Here is a 12,869-nt window from a genome sequence, read left to right on the forward strand (position 1 = left end):
CCTGCGGTGACACCGCCTGAGCCCAGATATGCGGAAGGTCACGTCCGTCCGCGCAGTTCACGCCGGCCCGCTCAGCTTCGGGCAGTTCACGCCAGCCGGTCGAGTACCAGGCGCGCGGTTTCCGTCGGGGTCTCCCCGACCCGTACGCCCGCCGCCTCCAGTGCCTCCTTCTTCGCGCGCGCCGTGCCGGACGATCCGGAGACGATCGCCCCGGCGTGGCCCATGGTCTTGCCCTCGGGGGCGGTGAACCCGGCGACGTATCCGACGACGGGCTTGGAGACGTTCTCCTTGATGAAGTCCGCCGCGCGCTCCTCCGCGTCACCGCCGATCTCGCCGATCATCACGATCAGATCGGTCTCCGGGTCGTCCTCGAAGGCCGCGAGGCAGTCGATGTGCGTGGTGCCGATGACGGGGTCGCCGCCGATGCCGACGCAGCTGGAGAAGCCGATGTCGCGCAGCTCGTACATGAGTTGGTAGGTGAGGGTGCCGGACTTCGAGACGAGGCCGATGCGGCCGGGCTCGGGTGCGATGTCGGCGGGGATGATCCCGGCGTTGGACAGCCCGGGGCTGATGAGGCCGGGGCAGTTGGGGCCGATGATGCGGGTGCCCCGCTCCTGTGCGTACGCGCGGAACGCGACCGCGTCGTGCACGGGGATGCCCTCGGTGATGGCGACGGCGAGCGGTATGCCCGCGTCGGCCGCCTCCACGACCGCCGCCTTGGAGAAGGCGGGTGGGACGAACAGGACGGACACGTCGGCACCCGTCGCGTCCCGCGCCTCGGCCACCGAGCCGAAGACCGGCACTGAACGGCCGTCCACGTCCACGTCCGTTCCGGCCTTGCGCGGGTTGACGCCGCCGACGATGTCGGTGCCCGAAGCGAGCATGCGGCGTGTGTGCTTCATGCCTTCCGAGCCGGTCATGCCCTGGACGATGACCTTGCTCTCCTTGCCGAGGAAGATCGCCATGGTCTTCCGCCTCCCTACGCGGCCGCGGCCGCTGCCGTGGCCAGTTCGGCGGCCCGTCCCGCGGCGCCGTCCATGGTGGTCCGCTGCTCCAGCAGCGGATGGGGGTTCGCGTCGAGGATCTCCCGTCCCCGTACGGCGTTGTTGCCGTCGAGCCGTACGACGAGCGGCTTGGTCAGCCGGATCTGCCCCAGGGCCCGGGTGATGCCCTCGGCCACCGCGTCGCATGCGGTGATGCCGCCGAAGACGTTGACGAGGATGGACTTCACGGACGGGTCGCCGAGGACGACGGAGAGCCCGTCGGCCATGACCTGCGCCGAGGCGCCTCCGCCGATGTCGAGGAAGTTCGCGGGCTTCGCACCGCAGCCGGCGACCACGTCGAGTGTGGACATCACCAGCCCCGCGCCGTTGCCGATGACGCCCACCTCGCCGTCCAGCTTGACGTAGTTGAGGCCCTTCCCGGCGGCCAGCGCCTCCAGCGAGTCCAGGTCGCCGCCCTCGTCCTGCTCGCCCCAACGGGCCTGCCGGAAACGGGCGTTGTCGTCGAGGGTGACCTTGCCGTCCAGGGCGGTGATCTCGCCGCCGGCCGTACGGACAAGGGGGTTGACCTCGACGAGCAGTGCGTCCTCGGAGCGCAGGATCTGCCAGAGCTTGCGCAGCACGGGCGCGACGTCCTGCGGCAGCGCCGCCGCCGCGACGATCTCCGCGGCCTTCGCGTCCGTGACTCCGTCCGCCGGATCGACCGGGATGCGGGCGACGGCCTCGGGACGGGCCTCGGCCACCTCCTCGATCTCCATGCCTCCTTCCGCGGAGGCGATGGCGATGAAGCATCCCCGTGCACGGTCGAGAACGAACGAGACGTAGTACTCCTTATCCACCTCGACGGGCTGGGCCAGCATCACCTTGTGCACGGTGTGGCCCTTGATGTCCATGCCCAGGATCTGGCGTGCCGTGATCTCGGCGGCAGCGGCGTCGGCCGCGAGCTTCACACCGCCGGCCTTGCCCCTGCCTCCGGTCTTGACCTGCGCCTTGACGACGACGCCGCGGCTGTCGGCGTCGAGTTCCACGGCCGCCTCACGGGCGGCGCCGCCCGTCTCCGCGACCCGTGCTTCCGGTACCAAGACGCCGTAGCGCTCGAAGAGTTCCCTCGCCTGGTGCTCGTAAAGGTCCACATGTGCTCCCTGGTCGATCTTCGAAACGATCGGTGCACGCCCCCTGGACATCGCTCTCTCGATGCGGGATAACAAGGTTCATACAGTATTCGTCGACTGTATGCAATCTGCTCTGACCTGAGCTCACACCCGACGAAGGGACACGTACGCCATGCCCGACGACAGCCAGGACAGCCGCGAGGGCCAGGACCTGATATCCGGCGGCCACCTGGTCGCCAAGGCGCTCAAGGCCGAGGGCGTGGAGGTCATCTACACGCTCTGCGGCGGCCACATCATCGACATCTACGACGGCTGCGTCGACGAGGGAATCGACGTGGTGGACGTTCGCCACGAGCAGGTGGCGGCGCACGCCGCCGACGGATACGCACGGCTGACCGGCAAACCCGGCTGCGCCGTCGTCACCGCCGGCCCGGGCACCACCGACGCCGTCACGGGCGTGGCCAACGCGTTCCGTGCCGAGTCGCCGATGCTCCTCATCGGCGGCCAAGGAGCCCACACGCAGCACAAGATGGGGTCCCTTCAGGACCTTCCGCACGTGGACATGATGACGCCCATCACCAAGTTCGCCTCCACGGTGCCGGACACGGCACGCGCGGCGGACATGGTCTCGATGGCGTTCCGCGAGTGCTACCACGGTGCGCCCGGCCCGTCCTTCCTGGAGATCCCTCGCGACGTGCTGGACGCGAAGGTCCCCGCGGACAAGGCGCGAGTACCGAAGCCCGGCAACTACCGCGCGTCCACACGGCAGTCCGGCGACCCGGACGACGTCCAGAAGCTCGCGGACCTGCTCGTACAGGCGGAGCGCCCGGCGATCCTGCTCGGCTCGCAGACCTGGACGTGCCGGGCGACGGACGCGGCGACCGAGCTCGTACGGACGCTGAACGTACCCGCGTACATGAACGGCGCGGGCCGCGGCACCCTGCCGCCCGGCGACCCGCACCACTTCCAGCTCTCGCGCCGCTACGCCTTCTCCAACGCCGACCTCATCGTCATCGTCGGTACGCCCTTCGACTTCCGCATGGGCTACGGCAAGCGCCTCTCCCCCGACGCGACCGTCGTGCAGATCGACCTCGACTACCGCACCGTCGGCAAGAACCGCGACATCGACCTCGGCATCGTCGGCTCCGCGGACCTCGTGCTCTCCGCCGTCACGCAGGCGGCGTCGGGACGGATCAACGGGGGCGACGACAAGCGCAAGGCGTGGCTGGAGGAGCTGCGCACCGCCGAGCAGACCGCGCTGGACAAGCGGCTGCCGCAGCTGCGTTCGGACGCCTCGCCGATCCACCCGTACCGGCTGGTGAGCGAGATCAACGACTTCCTCACCGAGGACTCGCTCTACATCGGCGACGGCGGCGACATCGTCACCTTCTCCGGCCAGGTCGTGCAGCCCAAGGCGCCGGGCAACTGGATGGACCCGGGGCCGCTGGGGACGCTCGGCGTGGGCGTGCCGTTCGTACTGGCCGCCAAGCAGGCCCGTCCGGACAAGGAGGTCGTCGCGCTCTTCGGCGACGGCGCGTTCTCCCTGACGGGCTGGGACTTCGAGACGCTCGTGCGCTACGACCTGCCCTTCGTCGGCATCGTCGGCAACAACTCCTCGATGAACCAGATCCGTTACGGCCAGAAGGCCAAGTACGGCGAGGAGCGGGAGCGGGTCGGCAACACCCTCGGCGACGTCCCCTACGACGAGTTCGCGCGGATGCTCGGCGGACACGGCGAGTCCGTGCGCGAACCCTCCGAGATCAGGCCGGCGTTGGAGCGCGCCCGCGCTTCCGGCAAGCCGTCCCTGATCAACGTGTGGATCGACCCGGACGCGTACGCCCCCGGAACCATGAACCAGACGATGTACAAGTGAGGTGACCTCGGTGACCGATGTGACGGATACCAGTCATGCGACGGGCGCGACGACGGTGACGGAGAGGGCGCTCGACGGGATTCGCGTACTGGACATGACGCACGTCCAGTCCGGCCCCTCCGCCACCCAGCTCCTCGCCTGGCTCGGAGCCGACGTGATCAAACTCGAGGCGACCTCGGGCGACATCACCCGCAAGCAGCTGCGGGACATCCCGGACGTCGACTCGCTCTACTTCACGATGCTCAACTGCAACAAGCGCAGCATCACGCTCAACACCAAGAGCGACCGCGGCAAGGAGCTGCTGACGGAGCTGATCCGCCGCAGCGACGTGCTGGTGGAGAACTTCGGCCCCGGAGCGGTGGACCGGATGGGCTTCACCTGGGATCGCATCAAGCAGATCAACCCGAAGCTGGTCTACGCGTCCATCAAGGGCTTCGGCGAAGGCCCGTACACCTCGTTCAAGGCCTACGAGGTCGTCGCGCAGGCCATGGGCGGCTCGATGTCGACCACCGGCTTCGAGGACGGGCCGCCGCTGGCGACCGGTGCGCAGATCGGCGACTCGGGCACCGGCGTGCACACCGTCGCCGCGATCCTCGCCGCGCTGCTTCAGCGCGAGCGCACGGGCCGCGGTCAGCGGGTGAACGTGGCCATGCAGCACTCGGTGCTCAACCTGTGCCGCGTGAAGCTGCGCGACCAGCAGCGGCTGGCGCACGGCCCGCTCGGCGAGTACCCGAACGAGGACTTCGGCGACGAGGTGCCGCGCTCGGGCAACGCCTCGGGCGGCGGGCAGCCCGGCTGGGCGGTCAAGTGCGCGCCGGGCGGCCCCAACGACTACGTGTACGTGATCGTGCAGCCGGTGGGCTGGGAGCCGCTGACGCAGCTCATCGGCCGTCCCGAACTCGCCGACGACCCGGACTGGAACACGCCCGAGGCGCGGCTGCCGAAGCTGAACAAGATGTTCCAGCTGATCGAGGAGTGGTCCTCGACGCTGCCCAAGTGGGAGGTGCTGGGCGCTCTCAACGCCCACAACATCCCCTGCGGGCCGATCCTTTCGACGAAGGAGATCGTCGAGGACGCCTCCCTGGCCGACAACGGAATGATCGTCGAGGTCGAGCATCCCGAACGCGGCTCCTTCACCACGGTGGGCTCCCCGATGAAGCTCTCCGACTCCCCGGTGGAGATCACCTCCTCGCCCCTGCTGGGCGAGCACAACGAAGAGGTCTACATAGGCGAGCTGGGCCTGGGTGAGGAAGAACTGGCGCAGCTCAAGACGAACGGAGTGATCTGACCGATGGCGCAGGAGAAGAACGACGGCCTCGCCACGCCGGACAAGGAAGCGGTACGCGCGGTGCTCGACGCCGCACGCGCCGAGGGCCGCACGTCGCTGACCGCCCCCGAGGGCAAGCGCGTCGCGGACGCCTACGGGATTCCCGTACCGGACGAAGGGCTGGCGGAGTCCGCCGACGAGGCGGTGCAGCTGGCCGACAGGCTCGGCTTCCCCGTCGTCATGAAGATCGTCTCCCCGGACATCCTGCACAAGACCGACGCGGGCGGCGTCCGCGTCGGGGTGTCCTCCGCGGCCGAAGTGCGCAGCGCGTACCGCGAGATCGTCGGCAACGCCCGTGAGTACGACGCGGACGCGAACGTCCTCGGCGTGCAGGTGCAGCAGATGGCCAAGCCGGGGCAGGAGGTGCTGGTCGGCACCGTCACCGACCCCACGTTCGGCAAGGTCGTCGCGTTCGGCCTGGGCGGTGTGCTGGTGGAGGTCCTCAAGGACGTCACCTTCCGCCTCGCTCCGGCCACCCGCGAGGAGGCCGAGTCGATGCTCGACGGCATCAAGGCCGCCGAGGTCCTCAAGGGCGTACGGGGCGGCGAGCCGGTCGACCGTGCGGCGCTGACGCGGGTGATCACGTCCGTCTCACAGCTCGCGCACGACTTCCCCGAGCTGGCCGAGGTCGACCTCAACCCCGTCTTCGCCTCCCCCGAGGGCGCGACGGCCGCCGACATCCGCATCCTGCTCACCGAGGGCGCGCCCGCCGAGCGGCGGCGCTACTCCCCCGCGGAGATCCGCACCTCGATGCGGCGGCTGATGCAGCCGACGTCGGTCGCGGTGATCGGCGCCTCCAACGAGCAGGGCAAGATCGGTAATTCGGTCATGCGCAACCTCGTGGACGGCGGGTTCCCCGGCGAGATCCACCCGGTGAACCCGAAGGCCGACGAGATCCTGGGGCGCAAGGCGTACAAGTCGGTCGGCGACATCCCGGGCGACGTGGACGTGGCGGTCTTCGCGGTGCCCGCGAAGTTCGTGCCGGACACGCTGGAGGCCGTCGGCGCGAAGGGCATCCCCAACGCCGTGCTCATTCCGTCCGGTTTCGCCGAGACGGGCGAGGTGGAGCTCCAGGAGAAGATCGTCGCCATCGGCGAGAAGCACGGCGTACGGCTGCTGGGGCCGAACATCTACGGCTACTACTCGACGTGGCACGACCTGTGCGCCACGTTCTGCACGCCGTACGACGTCAAGGGCGGTGTGGCGCTCACGTCCCAGTCCGGCGGCATCGGCATGGCCATCCTCGGCTTCGCCCGCAGCACCAGCACCGGTGTCTCGGCGATCGTCGGGCTCGGCAACAAGTCGGACCTGGACGAGGACGACCTGCTCACCTACTTCGCGGACGACCCGAACACGAAGTGCATCGCGATGCACCTCGAAGACCTCAAGGACGGGCGGGCGTTCGTGGAGGCGGCGCGGGAGACCGTGCCGAAGAAGCCCGTCGTCGTGCTCAAGGCCGGCCGCACGAGCGCCGGCGCGAAGGCCGCGGGTTCGCACACGGGCGCGCTCGCGGGCGACGACGCGGTCTACGACGACGTACTCCGGCAGGCCGGCGTCATCCGGGCGCCGGGCCTGAACGAGATGCTGGAGTACGCGCGGGCGCTGCCCGTGCTGCCCACCCCGCAGGGCGACAACACCGTGATCATCACCGGCGCCGGCGGTTCGGGCGTGCTGCTCTCGGACGCCATCGTCGACAACGGCCTGTCGCTGATGGAGATCCCGCCGGACCTGGACGAGGCGTTCCGCGCCTTCATCCCGCCGTTCGGGGCCGCGGGCAATCCGGTGGACATCACCGGCGGCGAACCGCCCTCCACGTACGAGGCCACGATCCGGCTCGGTCTGGAGGACCCCCGCATCCATTCCCTGGTGCTCGGCTATTGGCACACGATCGTCACTCCGCCCATGGTGTTCGCGGAGCTGACGGCCAGGGTCGTGGCCGAGGCTCGGGAGAAGGGCATCGAGAAGCCCGTGGTGGCCTCGCTCGCAGGCGACACCGAGGTGGAGGAGGCGAGCCAGTACCTCTTCGAACGCGGAGTGGTGGCTTACCCGTACACCACGGAGAAGCCGGTGGCCGTGCTGGGCGCCAAGTACCGCTGGGCGCGGGCGGCGGGGCTGCTGCACTGACGGGCGCGCGGCCCGGCGGCCGTACACCGGACGGCCGGGCCGCACACACATCGAGCACATCTCAAGAGCCGCACCGTCCGTGGACTTCCCCCGTGGGGCCGGAGGTTCGTCCTCCGATCCCACGGCGGGCGGCCACGGAGGGTCTCCGCCGGAACCGCGGCCGCGGGAGACCCGCAAGTCCACACCCATCACCCATCACCCATCCCAGGACGAGCGGAAAGGCAGGACGCAGCACCAGAGCAAGAGATCGGGACAGGGGGCGCTGGCCAGACTCTCTCCACGCAAGGGGTGCAGCACATGACAACAACAGAAGCACCATCGGCACTTCCCTACCGGGAGGTGACCGACCGCAACGGACGGACCTATCGCATAGGCGAGTCCGACATAGACATCATGGGGCGACGCCGGCGCTGGATGGTCATCCTTCCGTGGGTCGGCATGATGGGCATTTCGTCGGCGGAGTACGCATTCGCCTCCGCCGAGGACACGCTCCATCACGCACACGGCTGGAACAGCCTGCACATCTTCTGGATCATGGGCGTCTGGGTCTTCTTCCAGGCCGGTGTGGCCATGCCCGTCGGGCAGCTGCGCGAGTCGGGACGGTTCCCGGCACGCCTGGCGATGATGTGGGGCGCCATCGGTACGTTCCTGGGCTATCTCTCGCTCGCGTACGCGGAGAACCCCATCTGGGCCTACCTCGGCTTCGGCGTCTTCAGCGGCATGGGCGCGGGCGCCGTCTACGCGACCTGCGTCAACATGGTCGGCAAGTGGTATCCGGAGCGGAAGGGCGGCAAGACCGGCTTCGTCAACGGCGGCTTCGCCTATGGCTCGGTGCCATTCGTGTACATCTTCACCGGGTTCATGGACCTGCACAATTTCAAGTGGGTCCTGGTGAGCGTGGGCGTCTTCCTGGCCCTCGTGGTCGCCGTCGCCGGATTCTTCTTCAAGGACCCGCCGAAGAACTGGTGGCCCGCGGACGTCGATCCGCTGAAGACACCGGACGACCGGCGTGCCCGCCGTGCTCTGGAGAAGAACCCGCCGGCGGTCAAGCAGTACACCCCCAAGGAGGCCCTGAAGACCGGTACGCCACTGATCATGTGGTTCTGTCTGCTCTGCACCTCCGGCGTGAACATCTTCGGTATCGCGTTCCAGGTGCCCTTCGGTGACGACATGGGCTTCGCCGGCGGCATCGTCGCCACGGCCATGTCACTGAAGGCCATCGTCAACGGCTCCGGCCGGGGTGTGATCGGCTGGCTGTCCGACCGGTACGGACGCAAGCAGTGCCTGATCTTCGTCTGCATCGTGCTCGGCCTGGCGCAGTTCGGCGTCCTGCTGTCCGGACAGGCGGGGTCGATGCCGCTGTTCCTGCTCTGCTCGATGATCTCCGGGTTCGGCGGCGGCGCGATCTTCCCGCTGTTCGCGGCGATGACGGCCGACTACTTCGGTGAGAACAACAACGCGAGCAACTACGGCATGATCTACAGCTCCAAGCTGCTCTCCGGTCTCGCCGGCGCGGGCCTCGGCTCGCTCGTGGTCGGGGCGTGGGGATACGGCGGTGCCTTCGGGCTCGCCGGAGGCACGTCGCTGGTGGCCGGAGCCGTCGCGCTGTTCCTGCACCAGCCGGGACGGCCGCGGAAGGCCGCGATCGAGCCCAACCCGCAGCCGATCAGCAGGGAGGCGATGTAGCGCCCCTGTTCGTCACGGCGCCCGGCCGGCTGTCCACTGCGGCAGCCGGCCAGGCGCCGTTCTGTGCCGTCGGCCTCAACTGCCGCGCAGGGACCGCAGATAACCGGCCGAGCGGCGGGCGGTCCGGAAGGAGTCGGCCGGATTGTCGTGCTCCACCAGCCAGTTGTGCCTCCGGCCGCCGTGCGTCCCGCCGACCTTCGTCAGGAAGCGCCGGTAGTCGATGTCGCCGTCGCCGACGTCCACCATGCGGTAGCCGTCCTCGGCGCTCTCGTCGTGTTCGCCGTCCTTGACGTGGAAGAGCGGGTAGCGCTCCGGCTGCTTCAGTACGTACTCCAGCGGCTCGAAGGGCGCCGGGGTGCCGTCGGGGCGGACGCTGAAGCGGTACTGGCCCGCGTACGCCCAGTAGATGTCCATCTCCAGGAAGACCAGGTCCGGGTCGGTCTCGGCGAGCAGCACGTCGTAGAGGCGCACGTCGGGCCGGTCCTCGGCGAAGCCGAACTCCATCTGGTGATTGTGCTGGTAGAACTTCAGGCCGCGCTGCTTCGCCGCGGCGCCGTACCTGTTGAAGTCCTCCGCGGCGCGCTTCCAGCCGTCGACCGTGCGGCCGTAGCGGTCGGGGCTGGAGGCCGTCCCCACATGGGGCAGTCCGAGGGCGGCGGCGTCGTCGACGACCTTCTCCAGCTGGGTGTCGAAGGTGTAGTCGCCGGGGTTCGCGGAGTAGTAGCCGACGTGGCTGCCGATGCCGCGCAGCCCGTACTCCCGCAGCAGCTTGCGCAGTTCGGCCAGGGAGATCTCTCCGGTCCCCTGGGTGTAGCCGGCGAACTCGACCTGCTCGTAGCTGTAGCGCGACAGCTCCTCGAAGACGGCGGCGAAGCCGAGGGAGGCCACCTTGTCGCGCAGCGTGTAGAGCTGGATGCCGAGCCTGCCCTTCGGCACGGCCGGACGGCCCTGCACGGCGGCGTCGGCCACGGCGGGAGTGGCGCCGCCGAGCACCGCAGCGGCGGCGGCTCCGGTGGCGACGCCGAGGAAGCCGCGGCGGCGCAGCCGACGGGACAGTCCGGGGTCGGGGGCGGTGGTGTTCGTCGTCTTCTTCGTACGTCTCATGTGTGCTCTCCCAGAGCGAGATCGATCAGCAGGGACTTGACATCGGTGGCGGGCAGCGGGCCGTGGCCTTCCGCGACGCCGGGGCGTGAGCAGATGAACACCGGCCCCTCGTCGGCGCGTTCGGGGAGCCGTCCGTGGCTGCCGCGCACCGGCGAGGGGTCGAGCGGCACGACCGCCATGCGGTAGCGCATGCCGGTCTTCTTGCGCGCGAGCGCCGTGGCGGCACGCAGGCGCACATACGGGTCGAGCGGATCCATGAACAGCTCGGCCGGGTCGTAGCCCGGTTTGCGGTGGATCTCGACGAGCTGGGCGAAGTCGGGCGCGCGGTCGTCGTCGAGCCAGTAGTAGTACGTGAACCAGGCGCCGGGCTCGGCGACGGCGACGAGTTCGCCGGAGCGCGGATGGTCCAGATGGTGCGCCTTCTTGCCCTGCTCGCCGAGGAGTTCGGCGATGCCCTCCAGGGGTTCGAGCGCGGCCCGGGCGGCGTCGAGGTCGGCGGCCGGGTCGCGTACGTAGATGTGGGCGAGCTGGTGGTCGACGACGGCGAACGCGCGTGAGGTGGTGGGGTCGAGGTACTCCATGCCGTCCTGGGTGTGCACTTCGAGCAGGCCCGCGCGGCGCAGCGCCCGGTTGACGTCGACGGTGCGGTCGACGCGCGTGATGCCGTACTCCGAGAGAGCGACGACGGTGCGGCCCTCGGCGCGGGCGTCGTCCAGCAACGGGGCGAGGGCGGCGTCGAGTTCGGCCGCCGCCCGGTGGGAGCGCGGGTCGTCGGGGCCGTGACGCTGGAGGTCGTAGTCGAGGTGCGGGACGTAGCACAGGGCGAGGTCGGGGCGGCGGGTGCGCAGAATGTGCCGCGTCGCGTCGATGATCCAGCGGGAGGAGACGAGGTCCGCGCCGGGGCCCCAGAAGTGGAAGAGGGGGAACGTGCCGAGGGCGTCGGTGAGTTCGTCGTGCAGGTCCGGCGGCCGGGTGTAGCAGTCGGGCTCCTTGCGTCCGTCGGCGTAGTAGACGGGGCGCGGCGTGACCGTCCAGTCGGTGGCGGCTCCCATGGCGTACCACCAGCAGACGTTGGCGACGGTGTAGCCGGGATGCCGGGAGCGGGCGGCGTCCCACACCTTCTCGCCGGAGACGAGGGCGTTGTGCTGGCGCCACAGCAGCACCTCGCCCAGCTCCCGGAAGTACCAGCCGTTGCCGACGATTCCGTGGCCGTCGGGGGTGAGTCCGGTCAGGAACGTGGACTGCGCGGCGCAGGTGACGGCGGGCAGCACGGTTCCGAGCGGGCGGGAGCTGCCGCCGCGGGCGAGCGCGCTCAACTCCGGCATGTGGGCGAGGAGTCGGGGGGTGAGGCCCACGACGTCGAGGACGAGCAGCGGATGCGGCGTACCCGCGGAACGCAAGGAGTTCCGGGCGTCGCTCATGGCAGCTCCTTGAGGCCGAGGCCGGTCAGCATCGCGCGGGCGGCGTCGAGTTCGGCCGCGATGCCGTCGGCCAGCTGGGAACGGGTGCGGGGCCGCAGCCCGTGCGGGAGGCTCTGCCAGGTGTAGGTCTCCACCTCCAGGTGGTGCGTCAGCGGTACGGGTCCGCCGACGAGACGGGCGAGCGCCGCCTCCAGGACGTCCAGCGTGGACGCCAGCGGCGGGGCGGGCGGCGCGTGCAGCGGTACGTGGAAGTGCGAGCGCCACGGCACGGAACCGGGCAGCGCGCCGGGGCGCAGGGCCTCGCCGAGGTCGTCCGTGCCGCGCACGCCCGCCGCGGTCAGAGCGCGGGTCTGATGGAGGAAGCGGGGTTCGTCGAACTCGCCGAGTGCGCTCAAGGTGCCCTCGGACGCGGGGTGTTCGGCGTGCAGCGCCGCCGAGAGCTGACTCTTGACGACGGGCACGCGCGCGTCGGCGAGGGCGTCCAGGGCGCGCTCCGGCTCCTCGAACTGGGTGGCCAGATGGCAGGTGTCGACGCACACGCCGATGCGGTGCGCGGGCGGTGCGCCGGCACCGCCGAGCGCCTCCACCGCGTCCGCCGTGGTCTCCACGGTGCAGCCCGGCTCGGGTTCGAGTCCGATGCGGATGCTGCGTCCCGTCATCTCCTCCAGTGCGTCGAGGCGGTGTGCGAGGGTGCCGAGGGCGGCGAGGGCGGTACGGCGCCGCCCGGGTGTGAAGCCTTCGCGCCAGGCCAGCGGCAGCGTGGAGACGGTGCCTTCGGCGGCGTCATCGGGCAGCAGGGCCGTGAGGAGCCTGGCCAGTTCGGTGGTGTGCTCCAGCCGTTCGGGTTCCGTCCAATCGGGCCTGTAGACGCGGTACTTGACGCGTTCCTCGCCGAATCCCTGGTAGGGGAAGCCGTTGAGGGTGACCACCTCCAGGCCGCGGCGGTCGAGTTCGGCGCGGAGCGCCCGTACGGCGGAGGGATCGGCGGTGAGCGTGCGCACGGCCTTTCGGGCCAGCCACAGGCCGATGCCGAGGCGGTCGCGGTGCAGGCGGCGGCGCACGGGTTCGGCGTGTTCACGCAGCTGGCTCATGACGCCGTCGAGGTCTTCCGCAGCGTGAACGTTGGTGCAGTACGCGAGGTGGACGGTCGAGCCGTCGGGGTGTCTGAAGCGCATGGCGGCCTCTCTCCTCTCTGCTCTCTCCTCGGTCCGCTGTCCCCGG

At 69.9% G+C, this 12,869-nt stretch carries 9 protein-coding genes; 4 read left to right on the top strand and 5 right to left on the bottom strand.

Annotated elements, in window-relative coordinates; genetic code table 11:
• Positions 1 to 86 precede the first annotated feature (86 nt).
• Positions 87 to 965 carry a succinate--CoA ligase subunit alpha gene (sucD, locus tag QQM67_RS14875; protein WP_314174299.1) on the bottom strand — a complete coding sequence of 293 codons (879 nt, stop codon included), beginning with the start codon at positions 963 to 965 and terminating at the stop codon, positions 87 to 89.
• A gap of 14 nt (positions 966 to 979) precedes the next feature.
• On the bottom strand, positions 980 to 2,134 hold the full coding sequence (sucC, locus tag QQM67_RS14880) for an ADP-forming succinate--CoA ligase subunit beta (RefSeq protein WP_314174491.1): 1,155 nt from the start codon (positions 2,132 to 2,134) through the stop codon (positions 980 to 982).
• Positions 2,135 to 2,285: 151 nt separating this feature from the next.
• On the opposite strand from sucC, the gene QQM67_RS14885 reads away from it, so the two are divergent.
• The 4 genes from QQM67_RS14885 to QQM67_RS14900 all read left to right on the top strand — a co-directional run bounded on the left by QQM67_RS14885 (position 2,286) and on the right by QQM67_RS14900 (position 9,123).
• Positions 2,286 to 3,986: a thiamine pyrophosphate-binding protein gene (locus QQM67_RS14885; protein WP_314174300.1), complete on the top strand. Its 1,701-nt coding sequence runs from the start codon at positions 2,286 to 2,288 to the stop codon at positions 3,984 to 3,986.
• 55 nt (positions 3,987 to 4,041) lie between these two features.
• Positions 4,042 to 5,274 (top strand): formyl-CoA transferase, encoded by a 1,233-nt coding sequence (frc, locus tag QQM67_RS14890; protein WP_314174492.1) that lies wholly within the window; start codon positions 4,042 to 4,044, stop codon positions 5,272 to 5,274.
• 3 nt (positions 5,275 to 5,277) lie between these two features.
• Entirely contained in the window at positions 5,278 to 7,437 is a 2,160-nt protein-coding gene (locus QQM67_RS14895) for an acetate--CoA ligase family protein (RefSeq protein ID WP_314174301.1), read from the top strand.
• A 297-nt stretch (positions 7,438 to 7,734) separates the two neighbouring features.
• A complete protein-coding gene (locus QQM67_RS14900; protein WP_314174302.1) occupies positions 7,735 to 9,123 on the top strand; it encodes an OFA family MFS transporter in 1,389 nt (462 codons plus the stop codon).
• A 75-nt stretch (positions 9,124 to 9,198) separates the two neighbouring features.
• On the opposite strand, the gene QQM67_RS14905 is transcribed toward QQM67_RS14900, so the two are convergent.
• Genes QQM67_RS14905 through eboE form a run of 3 tightly spaced genes read right to left on the bottom strand, consistent with a single transcriptional unit; the run spans position 9,199 to position 12,823 of the window.
• On the bottom strand, positions 9,199 to 10,227 hold the full coding sequence (locus QQM67_RS14905) for a sugar phosphate isomerase/epimerase family protein (RefSeq protein ID WP_314174303.1): 1,029 nt from the start codon (positions 10,225 to 10,227) through the stop codon (positions 9,199 to 9,201).
• Complete coding sequence (locus tag QQM67_RS14910) at positions 10,224 to 11,648, bottom strand: nucleotide pyrophosphatase/phosphodiesterase family protein (protein ID WP_314174304.1); 1,425 nt, start codon at positions 11,646 to 11,648, stop codon at positions 10,224 to 10,226. Before QQM67_RS14910 ends, QQM67_RS14905 begins: the two co-directional genes overlap by 4 nt.
• Positions 11,645 to 12,823: a metabolite traffic protein EboE gene (gene eboE / locus QQM67_RS14915; protein WP_314174305.1), complete on the bottom strand. Its 1,179-nt coding sequence runs from the start codon at positions 12,821 to 12,823 to the stop codon at positions 11,645 to 11,647. The genes QQM67_RS14910 and eboE overlap by 4 nt, the downstream gene beginning before the upstream one ends.
• Positions 12,824 to 12,869 lie beyond the last annotated feature (46 nt).

Origin of the sequence: Streptomyces winkii (genome assembly GCF_032248595.1) — a bacterium.
GTDB lineage: Bacteria > Actinomycetota > Actinomycetes > Streptomycetales > Streptomycetaceae > Streptomyces > Streptomyces winkii.